This window comes from Desulfovibrio ferrophilus, assembly GCF_003966735.1.
Lineage (GTDB): Bacteria > Desulfobacterota > Desulfovibrionia > Desulfovibrionales > Desulfovibrionaceae > Desulfovibrio_Q > Desulfovibrio_Q ferrophilus.
On sequence record NZ_AP017378.1, the window covers coordinates 667,501 to 682,877 of the forward strand.

Genomic DNA, 15,377 nt, shown 5'->3' on the forward strand with positions numbered 1-15,377 from the left:
CTTACCCGCTTACCAACCCCTATCAAACTCCGAATGCCGTTAGTTTCATCCTGGGAGTCAGACTATGGGTGCGAAGGTCCATGGTCGAAAGGGAAACAGCCCAGACCGTCGGCTAAGGTCTCGAAGTGTATGCTCAGTGGGAAAGGAAGTGAAATCGTTTAGACAGCCAGGAGGTTGGCTTAGAAGCAGCCATCCTTTAAAGAAAGCGTAATAGCTCACTGGTCTAATGATTTCGCGCCGAAAATGTAACGGGGCTAAGCATACCACCGAAGCCACGGGTGCGTAGTTTTACTACGCGCGGTAGGAGAGCGTTCTCATTTGGGATGAAGGTAGTCCGTGAGGCCTGCTGGACTAATGAGAAGTGAACATGCTGGCATGAGTAACGATAAAAAGGGTGAGAAACCCTTTCGCCGTAAACCCAAGGTTTTCTGGGTAAAGATAATCTGCCCAGAGTTAGTCGGCCCCTAAGGCGAGGCTGAAAAGCGTAGTCGATGGGAAACAGGTTAATATTCCTGTACCTTATAGAGTGTGCGATGGAGGGACGCAGGAGGATAGATGGTCCAGCTGTTGGAATAGCTGGTGTAAGCGTGTAGGCTTGAGAGCTAGGTAAATCCGGTTCTCTTTAAGGCCAAGGCGCGATGCCGAGACATTTATGTTGAAGCCATTGATTCCATGCTGCCAAGAAAAGCTTCTAAGTTTAGCTCTATGAGACCGTACCGTAAACCGACTCAGGTGGGTGGGGTGAGTAACCCAAGGCGTTTGAGAGAACTCTGGCTAAGGAACTCGGCAAAATGACCCCGTAAGTTCGCGAGAAGGGGTGCTCCGATTGGTGACCCATTTACTTGGATAGCTGATTGGAGCCGCAGAGAAATGGCGGGGGCGACTGTTTACTAAAAACATAGGACTCTGCGAAGTCGTAAGACGACGTATAGGGTCTGACGCCTGCCCGGTGCCGGAAGGTTAAGAGGTGGGGTTAGGGTTCGCCCGAAGCTCTGAATCGAAGCCCCGGTAAACGGCGGCCGTAACTATAACGGTCCTAAGGTAGCGAAATTCCTTGTCGGGTAAGTTCCGACCTGCACGAATGGCGTAACGATCTCCGCACTGTCTCGGCCAGAGACTCAGTGAAATTGAATTGGCGGTGAAGATGCCGTCTACCCGCAGAAAGACGGAAAGACCCTGTGCACCTTTACTACAGCTTGACATTGGTTTTTGGGCTATCATGTGTAGGATAGGTGGGAGACTTTGAAGCCGGTACGCCAGTATTGGTGGAGTCACCCTTGAAATACCACCCTTGATAGTCTAGGAGTCTAATCCCAACCCGTAATCCGGGTGGGAGACAGTGTCTGGTGGGTAGTTTGACTGGGGCGGTCGCCTCCCAAAGAGTAACGGAGGCGCGCAAAGGTTCCCTCAGGCTGATTGGAAACCAGCCGTTGAGTGCAAAGGCATAAGGGAGCTTGACTGTGAGAGAGACATCTCGAGCAGGTACGAAAGTAGGTCTTAGTGATCCGGTGGTTCCGAATGGAAGGGCCATCGCTCATCGGATAAAAGGTACGCCGGGGATAACAGGCTGATCGCGTCCAAGAGTTCACATCGACGACGCGGTTTGGCACCTCGATGTCGGCTCATCACATCCTGGGGCTGGAGCAGGTCCCAAGGGTACGGCTGTTCGCCGTTTAAAGTGGTACGCGAGCTGGGTTTAAAACGTCGTGAGACAGTTTGGTCCCTATCTTCTGTGGGCGTAAGAGACTTGAGAAGGGTTGCCCCTAGTACGAGAGGACCGGGGTGAACGAACCTCTGGTGTTCCTGTTGTCGTGCCAACGGCATCGCAGGGTAGCTATGTTCGGAAAGGATAACCGCTGAAAGCATCTAAGCGGGAAGCCTGCTTCAAGATTAGGTCTCTCTGACGCAAGTCCTAAAGACCCGTTGAAGACTACAACGTTGATAGGCCGGATGTGTAAGTGCAGCAATGTATTCAGCAAACCGGTACTAATAGGTCGTGAGTCTTAACTCCTTTACTATAGAACAACTACATCCTTCCTTATTAACTAATATATTTGTCCTGGTGCCCATGGAGAAGGGGGTACACCCGATCCCATTCCGAACTCGGAAGTTAAGCCCTTCATCGCCGATGATACTGCTGAGTAGTCAGTGGGAAAGTAGGCCGGTGCCAGGACTCTCTTTTGGAAAGGCCCGCAAGCTAACAAGCTTGTGGGCCTTTCTGCGTTGGAGACAGCCTTACCTACAGTGCAAAATGAAAGTTGCGACGACGGTGATCAACGTGTCTGTCAGGTGTTCTGCCGGGGGGAGGAACGCTTTGATTGGGGCCGTTACGCCAGCCACGGCCATAAGCGCGGTCAGCCAGGCATAGGCCTCTTGTCCAGGCATCACGGGCTCCAGAGGGGTGCTGTGAGGTGCAACTGAATCCAATCATTAAGCCTTGGCATGGCTATATTATAACTCGCAGTGACTGTGTTCCCTTGATCATTCAGTCTGGAGGCTTGTTTACACTGAGCGCGTCAACTGGTAGAAATCACAGCGAATCAGAGTGCCATTGAAATCAGATACTGGTGGTTCTGAATACAAGGAGAATCTCATGAAGATGAAATCTATCAGAAAAAACATGTCCATTTTACTTGTCTTGTTAGCTCTAGCTGGCCTGAGTGGCTGTGCCGTTGTCGCTGCTGGCATGGCTGGTGGTGGGACATATGTCTATGTTTCAGGCTGGGGCAAGAAGGTCTATAACGTGGATCTTGATGTGGCGTACAATGCATCTGTTGATGCTTGTCAGTCTCTAGGCTTGAAGATTCAATCCAGAGAGCGCCATCTTGCTGATGCGAGTATCAAGGCGCTTGATGGTGATTCCGAGGTTTGGATCGATTTGGAAAGCGAAAATCCCCGAGTAACCGAGATTGCTGTACGTGTTGGTTATCTGGGCGACAAGGTTGCCTCTGAACGTGTATTGGCCAGGATCGAGAAAGAATTGTAGTTTTGCATATGACTTCTGTTTGATCTGGCCCGCTTTGGCGGGCTTTTTTTTTGACTGGCGGTAAGCAGGACTTACATTGAGGGAAGACATCCATTGAGAGGTTACCAATGCCAGCACGAACAGTCATATCCCTTACGGCTCCACAAGAACTGCGCGATCGAATCCTTGAGGCCACAGGTGAAGTGATCTCCAAAAGAGGACCGTGCAAGGTTACGTTGTCTGCAATTGCCATCCAGGCAAAAGTTGATGAGGCTCTGATTACACGTCTGTTTGGTGGGCTTGCACACGTTCTTGATGATTTCGCCATGTCTGATCGGTTTTGGCCACCCATTAGCGAGTTAGCTGGTGGTGATCCTCAAGAGTTGAGCAAGAGACCCTTGGGTGATCAGATGTCGGTCTTCTTTAAGAATTATCTTCGAGCTCTTCGGCGTCGCCCTTGGACTCTCGCCGTTATGGCGGAAGAAGGGCGGCAGGTTTGCCTTTTGACTCATGCTCTGGCGTATATCCGTGAACGTCGTGCACTTGAATTCTTTGAGGAGATTCTGGGGGACGATCCACCGCCAGATATAGATTTGCCAGCTGTGATTCTGCTGATGGCTCTGGCAGTATCACGAACCGGGATTCTGTCAACGCGCCTGAAGTCCATCGGCGGAGTCGATCTTGAATCTGATGCCGGTTGGGAACGCATCGAGAGAACAATTGAATTGATGCTGACCAGAGCGTTATCTGAATCCTAGAATATATGCGTAACGTTCCAACAGATAGTGAAATTTAATTTTGGCTTAGAGAGAGGCGATTTTGTGCTCATTCAGTGTCGAATATTTGAGTCGGACTGTTTTTGTCGGGATAATTTGCCCTGGCGTTTTCTTAACAATACTGAAATTCATTTGAAAATCGATTGTGGCACCGCAGTTGCTAGCATTGAACTAGACGGGGCGGTCCCTCTTCGGGACCAGGATGTCGTCCCGTCCTAGCCGAAGGAGGCGGCCATGCGCGACGCCATTAGCCATGCATCGAAAGCGTTTGAGGATTCCGGGTCTGCATTCCACAAGCATTTTGCAGGAGCGCACAAGGTCCATCTGACCGACGTGAGTTTCAGCGACAACGCCAAGTATACCATCGGCCTTGCGGTCAAAGACATTGCGTCGCAGTTGGGCTTGTTCGATCATGAGATCACCAAGCGCCTGACGGGTGAAATGTACTGGCTGGAGGAGAGTGAAGATCTCGTGATTATCTTTGCGGTGCCAGAAATCGATGCGGACATGCTGGTTGAGATACCCCGTGATCACTGGTGGTTCAAGGATGCCGACAAGGCCACACAATAGTGGGAGTACAAGGCTTTTTGATTTGTACTAAAGTGTTTCAAGTTCTAGTTCAATAGCAGGATTGGTCATAGATCTGCAGTGTATGAGAAAAGCCCCGCTACTGAAACAACGGGGCTTTTCTTTGCTGAATTGGTGGCTAGAGCATTTTTTCCAGTTGTATCCTGGCCAAAGTGCGGCCGTCCGGGGCCTCGCGGGTATCCATCCCCACGGGCTGGAAACCAAGCCTGCCATAGAAGAGCAGTGCCGCAGTATTCTCACTGATACAGCGGACCCTCAGACGGTCGGATTTAAAGTCTGCTTTTGCTTTCTCTTCCATGATTTCCATGAGATAGGCCCCAACACCTTGGCGTCTGAATTTAGGTGCCACGACAACATTGCCCACTTCGCAAACTCCTCCATGTGCGCAGGATACGAAATTGGCGTATCCTGCAAGGTCTTCTTCGCACAGCGCCACGGTGGGCGCATGGCGTTGTTCTGCCATGACCAACAACTGCTTGGTTGTCAGGGGCGGGGCGATCTTGGGGAACATATACATCAGTTCCCGTTCGGTCTTGGGGAATCCACAGATGGCCGGGGCATCCTCTTCATGCAAATCGCGGAAGGTCAGGCCTGTGCACTGAGGTCGGGTAGGTATGGCGTCCTCGGGGCCAAGGTCGGATTCGGCCTCGGCACGCTTGGCTGGTTTGACCTGGGCTATGCAGCCAGCTCCGATGATGCATGCGATACCACAGGTGGTGAATGCCAAGGGGAAGTTCCCCATGTCACCCAGCATGCCGCCGAGGATTGGTCCAAGGATACCACCCACACCGTACGCGAGGAAAACAAACGGGTAGTTTTGGCCCACGCGTTTGGTGCCAAAGGTGTCTGCCGTGATGGTGGGGAACAGGGCGAAGTTGCCGCCGAAGTTGAAGCCGATGAGTGCAGCTCCGAGGTAGAGCATGTGCTCTTGCCCGGCCATGAAGGTGAAGGCAATGACAAAGAACCCTTGAGTTGTTGTCATGATCAGAATGGAACGTTTGCGTCCGATTTTGTCGCTGATGATGCCCCAGGCGATGCGTCCCAGTCCATTCATGATACTGAAGAAAACGGCCATGGCCGTTCCTGCTACTCCGCTGGCTTCGGCCTTGGAAAGACCTGCTGCCTGTAAAGCTTCCATGGGATAGAGCTTCATCAGGCCAATGGACATCAATCCGGCACCTGCGCTGATGACGAAGGTCAGGAAAATGAGATAAAATTGAGGTGTTTCGAGCATCTCACCAACACTGAAATCCGATGTCCCAGTGCCCGCGCTGTTGTCATTGGTGGGCTTGGGAGGAATGTAGCCCTCGGGAGTCCACCCTGGAGGAGGGAAAACCATCCAGATGCCACCCAAGAGGACCAGGCCCGTGAAGGCAACACCGTAGACCGTGAAAGTGCCGCCCAGGCCGATGTCCGCAATGAGGTGGCCCCAGGCCCCGGCCAGTTTGACCCAGAGCATGGCTCCGAAACCGAAACCGGCAACGGCAAGGCCAGTGATCATTCCTTTTTTGTCTGGGAACCAGCGCATGCCCACGGCGATGGGAACAACGTATCCGATGCCGATACCCGCACCGCCGATGATGCCAATGAAGAGAGTTACGGTCAGAAAGTCGGTTGGCCCAAATAAGCCTGCCAGGGTGTACCCCAAGCCAAGAACCGCACCACCGAGCCACGCAAGTTTGCGAGGCCCCCATTCGGGGAGTTTTCGCCCTGCCCAGACCATGACCGCTGCAAAGGTCACCAACCCGACGGAAAAGACGATTTGGGTCTGCAGCTTGGTCCAGCCTGCATTGATGAGTGCAGGAGTGAAGACGGACCATGCATAGATTGCCCCCAGGCAGAGCTGGATCAGGATCGCGCCAAGGACGACGAGCCATCTGTTCATGACGGAATCGGTGGACATGGAGAGAGTGCTCCTTCGTAATTGAGAAAGTGCCGCGTCTATCGACCGGGCGCGCGAGGCCTGTCCCCGCACCGGCGCTAATCAAATAAATGGAATGATACCAGAAGGCAGTGGGAAATCGGTGAACGGTTCCTTCCGGGCGGTCTGTGGAGTAGTCACTAAATTATTCAAAACCCTTTCATTCAATTCACGTATTGGGTATTATGAACCTTGTTTGGCGAATTTCAACCCACTTATGGGTAATATCTTAACAATTCTAAAATGCTGAGGAAATGATTATGAGCAGAATGAAATGCATGTTTATCCTCGCCGCGTTGGCCATCGGTGTGGTGCTGATGCTCGGCGCAGGCTCGGCTCAGGCCAAGCTGGTCCCCAAGGTTGACGGCTTTGTGTTGTTTACGGATTACTCCGGGTCCATGGCCATGCGCCATGAAGCAGAAGGAGTGAAGAAGATCACTCTTGCCAAGCAGGTCTTGCTGGGCATGAATGAGAAGATTCCTGCCTTGGGCTATGAAGCCGGAATGGCAACCTTTGCCCCCTTTGAGCACAAGTGGCAGGGCAAGTATGGCAAGACCCAGATTGCCGAAGCTGCGGGAAGTCTGAGCGAAGATTTTCCAATCTTTGGTCGCATGACCCCCATGGGTGATGGTTTTTCCGCCTTGGCTCCTGCGCTGGAAGGGATGAATGGCAAGGTCGCCGTGATTATTTTTTCCGATGGCGTGAGCAACGAGGGGATGGATCCTGTTGCCGAAGCTACGACCCTGTATCAGGCTGCCCGAGGCCGTCTCTGCTTCCATGTAGTTTCCTTTGCGGATACTGCCGCAGGACAGAAGATCCTTGATGATATCGCCGCCTTGTCCGGTTGTTCCGTGTCTGCCTCAGGCCCGGCCCTGTTGGCTGACGGCGCCGCTATGGACCAGTTTGTGCGCGATGTCTTCTATGATGAAGTTGCCGATGCCGCTCCTGCTCCTGTCGTTATGGAGAAGGTCGATGAAGTCATCGAACTGCGCATTCCCTTTGATTTCGATTCTGCCAAGATTCGGGACGACGTGATGCCTATTCTGGATGAGGCCGCTGAGATGCTCATGAATGCCGACCGTCCGGCCATTTTGGAAGGGCATACCTGTAACATCGGTCCCGATGCCTACAACCAGGGCCTGTCCGAACGCCGTGCGCAATCCGTTAAGCAGTATCTGGTGGGCAAGGGTGTTCCTGCTGTCAGGCTTGGGACTTCCGGCATGGGTGAGTCCATGCCCAAGTATGACAACAACAACGAGGAAGGACGCAAGCTGAACCGTAGGGTTGAGGTGTTCCTCAAGTAACTGGAATTTCGAAGCAAGGCCCGGAGTCGAAAGGCTCCGGGCCTTTTTCATTGCCCGAGCGGGGCGCTCAGAGTAAAATGCCCCATGCTGAGCCGGAAAATCTTCATCTTTGCCCTGTGTGTCCTCGTGTTGCCCGCAACTCTCTGTGGCTGCAACTCCGGGGAACAAGCTTCCGAGGCCCAAGGTCCACTGCTGACTTCGCGTGCGCCAGACAAGGATTGGGCTCGCGATTTTGATGGCAACTGGGATGCTTTTTCGCCTTTGCTCACCGAGCGGGCCCCGGATAAGCAATGGGGACAGGATTTCGACCCCTCCTGGAAATTCTTTCAACCGAGTCCTCAGATCAAACCACGCTTTTCTCATTCAGCTCCCCCGGGATCTCCTGCAGCGACTCGGCGCCCTGCATTGAAAGGGGTCGTGACGTTGCGAACTGCCAGTGATAATTTTGAATTGTTTGCCAGGGACTGGCTGGTCAAGATTGGTCGCAGCCTGCGGCATACGGATGCGAATATGGATATCGCGTCCGCTCATAGTGGCTATGTCGCCAGTTTTACCAAAATAGCAACTGATTCCATGCAGTTGAAGGTCAAGCCGTCCTCCTCTCCGTCGTGTAGCTATATTGGTGTCCTTAAATATGAGGAGCACCATTTTGAAGGGCATGGAGAAACGCACGATAAGGCGCAACAGGGGCCTTTTTCGCGAGTTGGAAGATTGAAGGTGACCGAAATATTTAGATTTGTGGCGGGGCGCTGGGTCAATTAAGAGTGTCCACCCTTCTGGTGGGCTCACCGCATGGAGCAAACAGCGCGCCCTTGTGCTATATTGAATATTCAGCCCTGTCATTGGGCAACAGGGAGCAATAATGAGTGTGGACCAGACGGATGACCGGCATTCCCAATCGATGCATGATGTGACCGTGCTGTATGTGGATGCCGACCCAGTGGCGCGCGAGCAGGCCGCTGCTATTCTGAGCCGAATGGTGACGGATATCGAAGTCACGGAATCCGTCGATCAGGCTCTTGGCTTCATGAAGGATAATCCCGTCGATATCGTGATTACGGACATTTTGGCTCCAGATCTTGATGGCATCAGGCTGATTCGGGAGATTCGAACTGCTATGCAGGATATTCCGATATTGTTGGCCTGCGGAGTCGAAGAACCGGGGCTGCTGCTCAAGGCTGCCGAACAAGATGCCGATCGTTTGCTTTTGAAGCCTTTACTGCCAGATGTCTTGGTCCCGGCTATTGCCAGCGCCGTGCGCAATGTGGAACTGCGGCGTAAGTTGGAAGCTGCTGATGGTGCGGTGCGACTGATTATGGACACTTCGCCCCATTTTGTCCTGCTGGCTGAAGATGGAGAGGTCTCTTATGTCAATGAAGGTATGCTGGCCTTTTTGGGCTTCACGACCTTTGAGGATTTCTCCCGGACAGGAGCCAAGATAGGTGATTTTATTCAGGACTTGGACAATGAACCGTGGCCCGGGGGCGATGGCTGGCTCAGGAGCGTCATTGAGGACCCGCTGGACCGGGAGCGAATGCTGACCATCCCCAATCTGCGCGATCCCTCCAGGCGTTTGTCCTCTTTCATGATTGCCTTCAAGGAATTTCCAACCCCAGGGCGCTATCTCTTGACACTGGCAGATGTAACCGAACTGGAGGATGAGAAGCGGGCCTTGATGGACGAAGCCTCCACGGATCCACTGACTGGAGCCCTCAACCGTCGCCGGTTCATGGATATGCTGGCCGAATTAGAAAAGACTGCTACCCACGGAGGCAGCCAGTATTCGGTGATCATGTTCGATGTTGATCATTTCAAGCGTGTGAATGACGAATGGGGCCATGACGTGGGCGACGTTGTCCTCAAGGAGTTGACCAAGCTGGTTCTGAACAACGCACGCAGTTCGGACGTGCTGGCGCGTTGGGGTGGAGAGGAGTTTATGGTCCTGACTCCCAATTCGGACCACCGCCGGGCAAACCGTGTGGCGGAACGGCTGCGGCGTAAGGTAGAAGGATACGATTTTCCAGGTGTTCCCCAGGTGATCAGCGCCAGCTTTGGCGTGGCCCAGGCGACTGCGGGGGAATCCACCTCGTCATTGCTCAAGCGGGTGGATGAAGCCTTGTATCAGGCCAAGCATCTTGGCCGGAACAGGGTTGTGCTTTCATCACCTGGATGAACCAGTGGTTTGAAATGTTGAGTTGCTATCCAACCTACTGAAATGAATATTTATATATAGGTTGTGGCGCATGTTTTGCTTGCTTTGCGACCTATTGTTGCCTATATGATTCGCTCTTGCGAGTGACAGTTCATTTTTCCCTGGAGGATCCCATGAGCGCTGCTGAAAATGTACATTTTATTGGTGAGAATAACGAAGAGCAGAAAGCGGCTGTACAGCCGCAAGCTGCCGAGGCCGTAGACAAGACCAGCCGGGACATGGGCAAAGTCGCCCTGCTTGTGGCGATTCTGTCTGTCGTTTTGCTTGTCGTGTTTTTCTTTGGCCTGAATCAGAATATTTCCGGCCTGTCCACTCGAGTGGATAACTTGGGTGTGTTGAAGAACGACGTTGATGCCCTTGGCGGGCGGATGAACGTCGTTGAGGATCGTCTGGTCACCTTGGAAGGATTGCCTCTGAAGGCCAAGAAAATGGTCATGGGCACCATGCTTCAGGAGATGGCTCAACGTGCTGCCTATCTGAGCACGCAGCTAGATGGTGAGGGCCAGAATGCAAGATTGCAGCAGGCCATTGAGCTGATGCAGCAGGTCCAGGTTGAGGTTATTCAGGAAGCTGAGATTGCTCCTGCGGTGCCTGCCACCCCGGTCGTCGATACTCCTGCAATTGTGGTTCCTGAAGTCGAGACCCCGGCTGGTCAGGTTCCTGAAGCAGCAGCTCCTGCCGTGGAGTCCGGTCAGGCAGAATAACTCTCCCGAATCTGTCTCTTTTCAGGGCGGAAGGCGTAAGCGCCTTCCGCCTTTTTGTTTTTTATGGCAACATTGATGTAAATTCCACACCGGGGCATGAAGCAGTTGGGCTGATCGTCCCGGTGGTCATCGAGTGCTATGGATAACGTCAAAGTCCAACTGGAAAACGGGGACATCCTGGAATTTTCCGGGGAACTCCTCTCCACCGCTTCCCGCGAAGTTGATCATGATGCTCGCAGGAGTACGGTCTTCGAGTACCGCCTATTCCGTAGGGTTGATGGGGAATATTTGCTTGTGCTGGATAGCTACGAGAAGGTCAGGGTCCGGCACTTCCATCTGCATTTTACGGCTCTTTCGGACGTTCAGGACTACGTGTCTCACGACAAGGGCAATGAACCCCTTGTGAGGGAATTGTTCGGAGCGTTTCACCCCGGGGATGACACCGAAGGTTAGCCCGGGAAGATCATTTTTCCTGTCATGCTCAGGTCATAGCCGCTCATGGTACTGGCCATTTCGCGAATGGACTTGTCGGGCAACATGTTCAGGAAGAGTTGTACCGCTTTGTCAAAGAAACGGTCTTTGGGGATCAGCAGGTCAAAGCGCTCCCATCCCAGAGGCATGAAGTCCAATCCCAAAAGGCCCGCCACCGGGCGAATGGCAGGGCCACAATCTGCACGCCCGGACAGGACTTCCAGTCCGACATCTATATGCTTGGGCAGTTCATCGCCGTATCCTTTCAGGTTGGATACATCGACCTCTGCGGCTTCAAGCATTCTATCGAAAAGCAGGCGGGTGCCTGTTCCAAGCGGTCGGTTGACAACGGTTAGGTTCTTGCTGCCCAGATCAGCGATGCTGCCGATTTTTTTCGGGTTGCCAGGGGGCAGTATGATCCCCTGTTCGCGACGTGCGAAATTGACTACTGCCGGTAGCTCCTGAAGTACTTCCCGTGCAAAGGAGAAGTTGTATTCCTCGCCGCTGTCCTGTGCCAGATGGCTGGAAGCCATGTGGCAGACACCTCGCCTGAGGGCCTTGAGTCCTCCTAGACTGCCGAGGTTCCCGAAAACGGCGGTCTGGTCCGGGTACAATTCCATGAACAGGGAAAGCGTTCGTTCCAGCAGCAGATCATTGGAGCCACAGATGACCAGCAGATCCTCGCGGGGTTCGGGCTGGCTGTGTTCGGGGTAGTTGATGGTTTTTGATTCCACCCACTGATCCACCAGATGGCTTGGAAATAGCCATTTGCCAGTAACTTTTGAGGCGGGGAGACCTTTCTCCGCAATCAGGGTGTAGACCATCTTCTCGTTGACGCCGAGTTTATGGGCCACTTCCTTGGTGGACAGGAGTTTTTTCATGCAGGGGCTCCCTAGGGTGCGTTTGAGTCGTTTTGACGGCGATTGAGGTTTGCCGATTCCATTGGCAGGACTGTAACGGGTTCGTCGGCACGAATCAACACAGGACGATGAAGGGGATGAAGTCTGGAAAATGCAAGGTTGGCTTGGCCTCAATCTTGATCAAGTAGTCTACGGCTTGACCCGTTTGTGCAGTCTGGTATCGTGTCGGAAATCCACTGAAAAATCCGTTTTGGTCGTTCTACGGCCGAAGGGGGGGTGTCCTTTGTTCAAGCGGCTCTTATCGACCATCCTGATTGTCATTATCCTGGGCCTGTCAGTTGCGTGCGACAGGACTGGAATCGAAGCCGATGGACCTGCCCAGACGCCACCAGGGGTGACTGACTCCGAAATTCTTATCGGGTCCTCCCTGGCCCTGTCGGGGCATGCCAGTTATCTGGGCAAGCAGACCATGCTCGGAGCCATGAGCTATCTGAAATACATCAACGAGCAGGGCGGGGTGCATGGCAGGGCAATTCGCGTCATTCCCTATGATGATAAATATGATCCGCCATTGTGTGTTTCCAACACTCAGAAGCTGATCATCGAGGACAAAGTCTTCAGCCTGTTCAGCTATGTGGGAACCCCCACCACGGTAAAGATCATTCCACTGGTGGATCAGGCCAAGATTCCGTTGGTTGGCATGTTCACCGGAGCAAATGCGCTACGCGAGCCTTTCCAGCCTTATATCATCAATGTGCGGGCCTCGTATTACCAGGAGACTGCAGAAGCGGTTCGACGTTTTGTTGAGGACCTTGGTTTCAGGCGCATCGCTGTTTTCTATCAGTATGACGCCTACGGCTTTGATGGTCTCAAAGGGACCGAAATTGCACTCAAACGATACGGGTTGACCCCTGTGGCTCGTGGTTCCTACACCCGGGGGACTTCCGACATCGAAGAAGGGCTCTCTCGAATCGTTTCTTCTCAGGCCGAGGCAGTGGTCATGATCGGGACCTATGAACCCTGCGCCAGATTCATCCTGCGGGCTCATGAACAGGGATTTACTCCGCTGTTTCATAACGTGTCCTTCGTGGGCGCCGAGGAACTGGCTCGCCTGTTGGGCGCAGAAGGTGAAAACGTTTTCGTCACCCAGGTTGTTCCTCCGCCGGAATCTCCGGAATCCCGAACCCTGCTCTGGGGAGCCGGGGAATATATTGATTTGCTGCGGAGGTATTATCCGGACGAGCGCCCCAACTCCGTCGGCCTTGAGGGATACATCAATGCCAAGGTCATGGTGGAAGGGTTGATGCGCGCCGGCCCGGATCTGACGCGGGAGGGTTTTATCAGGGCTCTGGAGTCCATTCAGGACTATTCTCTGGGAATCGCCAATACCTTGTCCTTCTCCGCCAAGGATCATCAGGGGTTTGACCGGGTGTATTTTACGCGATTCACTGATGGCAAATTCGTGCTCATTACCGACTGGAATGATGTGAAGAGTAACATTCTCGGCGACGAGGCCGCTCAGTAGCCCGGCTCTGGCCCGGCAGTGGACCCCTATGAAGCGATATAGAAATATCAGCCTGAAGAACAAGATCTTCCTCTCCATTCTTGGAGTGATCATGGTCATTAGCGTGATCATCGCCTTGTTGGCCCGCTGGATTTTGTTGTCCAGTCTGACCAGTGAGTTAGAGCACCGGGGCGTGGCTATTGCCCAATCCGTTGCGGATCGGGGAAGTGGTTATGTGTTGGATGGTGACTTCCCGAGTCTCACTGCGCTGATTTTTGATGTCAGTATGCTGGGTGAACGGCGTGATCTGGTTTCATACATCTATGTCGCGGGGCCGGAAGTCGATGTCTTGGCTCATACGTTTATCCGTCCATTTCCCAGAGAAATTCTTGGGACGAACCTCCTGGCGGAGGAGGTTCAGGCGCCCAGTGTCCGACCGATACTCATGGGTGGGGAGACGGCTCTGGATATCGCGGTTCCCGTGCTTGAGGGAATCTATCGCATCGCCACTGTGCATGTGGGGCTGAACCAGCGCCACATTGATAACCTGGTCTCCAAGCTGCGCATTACCTTCCTGGGATTCATCACCTTGGTTATTGTGATCATTTTTTGGATCAGCCATCGTATCTCCGGATACATCACACTCCCTGTGACCAAGCTGATCAAGATGTCGGATGAAATTTCCAAGGGCAATCTGAATTTCAAGTTGGACCTTGGCAAGCAATACGAAGATTTGCTGGTGGACCAGGAGAGCGGGGAGCGTTGCCCGGCTTATCATAACTCCGATCTTCCATGCTGGCATGTTGATAAGACTATGGGGCCTGTTTCGGAAGATGCCCCGCGGCCCAAAAAGCCGCCATATTGCCGAGAATGTGTTATTCGCCATAAGCAGATTGGTGACGAAGTCCTACAGTTGGCAGACTCGTTCACCTACATGGTTCGCTCCATCAAACTGTATCGGAACAGGCTCAATGAATCCGAGGCCAAGTATCGTTCTCTGTTTGATGCTGGTCCGGATCCGATCTTTGTGATTGAGCGTTCCTCTTTGGATATTCTGGACGTGAATCCCCGGGCTTCGGAACTTTATGGCTATGGGCTTCAGGAGTTTCACGGCAAGTCATTCCTCGACCTGGAAGCCGAAGGAGAAATGGGGACGCTCAAATCCTTTGAGGCTCTTACTGCTGATAACGGCGGTAGTGTGTTCTATCCCAAGGCCATTCACCGCAAGGCCGATGGTCAGACGTTTTTCGTAAACATGCATGCGTCGGCCACCGCCTATGGCGGTCATGAGGCGCTTATTGTTTCCACCACGGATATTACCGATATCATCGAAAAGGATGCCCAGCTTATTCAGGCCAGCAAGATGACCACTCTTGGCGAGATGTCCGCAGGTATCGCCCATGAGTTGAACCAGCCGTTGAATGCCATCAAGATGGGCAGCGACTTTTTGTCCATGATTGTGGGCGGAGAGGGCGAAGTTCCCGAAGATCAGTTGGAACAGGTGACCGGGCAGATGAGTGAGCAGGTGGACCGTGCAACGGAGATCATCAATACTCTGCGCCAGTTTGGCCGTATGTCGGACCTTACCCCGGAGAAGTTGGATATCAATGACCCGGTGCGGGCCATTCAAAAGATCATTGGCCGCCAAATGGAATTGCAGAGCATCGCCCTGAAGCTTGATCTGGGCCAGGACCTGAAGCAAATTCAGGCGCATGGCAATCGTCTGCAACAGGTGTTTTTCAATCTGGTATCCAATGCGCGGGATGCCATCAATGTCTGGTCTGATCCCGAGGACAGCGATCCCCGCGAGCGGCAGATCACCATTCGAACCTTTGAGGAGGATGGGAGGGTGGCCATTGCCGTCAGTGATACCGGAGTGGGTATTGACCAGACCCAGGTTGATAAAATTTTCGAGCCCTTTTTCACCACCAAGGAAACCGGAAAGGGGATGGGGCTGGGGCTTGCGATTTCGTATGGAATAGTGAAAGACTACGGAGGAGAAATCTCCGTTACATCCAAGATTGGCGCGGGTACAACGTTCAAGTTGATGTTTCCCCCCGCGGCATAGGGAA

General features: G+C 53.1%; 12 protein-coding genes and 2 rRNA genes (1 of these 14 running past the window's edge). 12 read left to right on the top strand and 2 right to left on the bottom strand.

Annotated features, from left to right (window positions below):
- From EL361_RS03075 to EL361_RS03095, 5 genes are all read left to right on the top strand, one after another.
- Positions 1–2,011, top strand: a 23S ribosomal RNA gene (locus tag EL361_RS03075) (it extends 927 nt beyond the left edge of the window).
- 47 nt (positions 2,012–2,058) lie between these two features.
- A 5S ribosomal RNA gene (gene rrf / locus EL361_RS03080) occupies positions 2,059–2,173 on the top strand.
- A gap of 420 nt (positions 2,174–2,593) precedes the next feature.
- Positions 2,594–2,986 (top strand): DUF3568 family protein, encoded by a 393-nt coding sequence (locus EL361_RS03085; protein WP_232034858.1) that lies wholly within the window; start codon positions 2,594–2,596, stop codon positions 2,984–2,986.
- A 107-nt stretch (positions 2,987–3,093) separates the two neighbouring features.
- Complete coding sequence (locus EL361_RS03090; protein WP_126376500.1) at positions 3,094–3,723, top strand: TetR/AcrR family transcriptional regulator; 630 nt, start codon at positions 3,094–3,096, stop codon at positions 3,721–3,723.
- 252 nt (positions 3,724–3,975) lie between these two features.
- The gene (locus EL361_RS03095) at positions 3,976–4,311 is read left to right on the top strand and encodes a hypothetical protein (RefSeq protein ID WP_126376502.1); all 336 of its coding nucleotides are present in this window, start codon (positions 3,976–3,978) and stop codon (positions 4,309–4,311) included.
- A 136-nt stretch (positions 4,312–4,447) separates the two neighbouring features.
- On the opposite strand, the gene EL361_RS03100 is transcribed toward EL361_RS03095, so the two are convergent.
- A complete protein-coding gene (locus tag EL361_RS03100) occupies positions 4,448–6,232 on the bottom strand; it encodes an L-lactate MFS transporter (protein WP_126376504.1) in 1,785 nt (594 codons plus the stop codon).
- Between the two features lie 278 nt (positions 6,233–6,510).
- On the opposite strand from EL361_RS03100, the gene EL361_RS03105 reads away from it, so the two are divergent.
- The 5 genes from EL361_RS03105 to EL361_RS03125 all read left to right on the top strand — a co-directional run bounded on the left by EL361_RS03105 (position 6,511) and on the right by EL361_RS03125 (position 10,923).
- Entirely contained in the window at positions 6,511–7,554 is a 1,044-nt protein-coding gene (locus EL361_RS03105; RefSeq protein WP_172961615.1) for an OmpA family protein, read from the top strand.
- A gap of 417 nt (positions 7,555–7,971) precedes the next feature.
- Entirely contained in the window at positions 7,972–8,316 is a 345-nt protein-coding gene (locus tag EL361_RS03110) for a hypothetical protein (RefSeq protein ID WP_126376508.1), read from the top strand.
- A 100-nt stretch (positions 8,317–8,416) separates the two neighbouring features.
- Positions 8,417–9,727, top strand: coding sequence for a sensor domain-containing diguanylate cyclase (locus EL361_RS03115; RefSeq protein ID WP_126376510.1), 1,311 nt, complete (start codon positions 8,417–8,419; stop codon positions 9,725–9,727).
- A gap of 152 nt (positions 9,728–9,879) precedes the next feature.
- Complete coding sequence (locus EL361_RS03120; protein ID WP_126376512.1) at positions 9,880–10,470, top strand: hypothetical protein; 591 nt, start codon at positions 9,880–9,882, stop codon at positions 10,468–10,470.
- Between the two features lie 138 nt (positions 10,471–10,608).
- On the top strand, positions 10,609–10,923 hold the full coding sequence (locus EL361_RS03125) for a hypothetical protein (protein ID WP_126376514.1): 315 nt from the start codon (positions 10,609–10,611) through the stop codon (positions 10,921–10,923).
- On the opposite strand, the gene EL361_RS03130 is transcribed toward EL361_RS03125, so the two are convergent.
- Positions 10,920–11,822: a helix-turn-helix transcriptional regulator gene (locus EL361_RS03130; RefSeq protein ID WP_126376516.1), complete on the bottom strand. Its 903-nt coding sequence runs from the start codon at positions 11,820–11,822 to the stop codon at positions 10,920–10,922. The two genes, EL361_RS03125 and EL361_RS03130, sit on opposite strands and share 4 nt — an antisense overlap.
- 262 nt (positions 11,823–12,084) lie before the next feature.
- On the opposite strand from EL361_RS03130, the gene EL361_RS03135 reads away from it, so the two are divergent.
- A complete protein-coding gene (locus EL361_RS03135; RefSeq protein ID WP_232034860.1) occupies positions 12,085–13,326 on the top strand; it encodes an ABC transporter substrate-binding protein in 1,242 nt (413 codons plus the stop codon).
- Between the two features lie 28 nt (positions 13,327–13,354).
- A complete protein-coding gene (locus tag EL361_RS03140) occupies positions 13,355–15,373 on the top strand; it encodes an ATP-binding protein (RefSeq protein WP_126376520.1) in 2,019 nt (672 codons plus the stop codon).
- Positions 15,374–15,377 lie beyond the last annotated feature (4 nt).

Bases quoted from the DNA above. Each gene is read 5' to 3' on its own strand.
- EL361_RS03085 (WP_232034858.1), top strand. From the start codon at position 2,594: ATGAAGATGAAATCTATCAGAAAAAACATGTCCATTTTACTTGTCTTG.
- EL361_RS03090 (WP_126376500.1), top strand. From the start codon at position 3,094: ATGCCAGCACGAACAGTCATATCCCTTACGGCTCCACAAGAACTGCGC.
- EL361_RS03095 (WP_126376502.1), top strand. From the start codon at position 3,976: ATGCGCGACGCCATTAGCCATGCATCGAAAGCGTTTGAGGATTCCGGG.
- EL361_RS03100 (WP_126376504.1), bottom strand. From the start codon at position 6,232: ATGTCCACCGATTCCGTCATGAACAGATGGCTCGTCGTCCTTGGCGCG.
- EL361_RS03105 (WP_172961615.1), top strand. From the start codon at position 6,511: ATGAGCAGAATGAAATGCATGTTTATCCTCGCCGCGTTGGCCATCGGT.
- EL361_RS03115 (WP_126376510.1), top strand. From the start codon at position 8,417: ATGAGTGTGGACCAGACGGATGACCGGCATTCCCAATCGATGCATGAT.
- EL361_RS03120 (WP_126376512.1), top strand. From the start codon at position 9,880: ATGAGCGCTGCTGAAAATGTACATTTTATTGGTGAGAATAACGAAGAG.
- EL361_RS03125 (WP_126376514.1), top strand. From the start codon at position 10,609: ATGGATAACGTCAAAGTCCAACTGGAAAACGGGGACATCCTGGAATTT.
- EL361_RS03130 (WP_126376516.1), bottom strand. From the start codon at position 11,822: ATGAAAAAACTCCTGTCCACCAAGGAAGTGGCCCATAAACTCGGCGTC.
- EL361_RS03140 (WP_126376520.1), top strand. From the start codon at position 13,355: ATGAAGCGATATAGAAATATCAGCCTGAAGAACAAGATCTTCCTCTCC.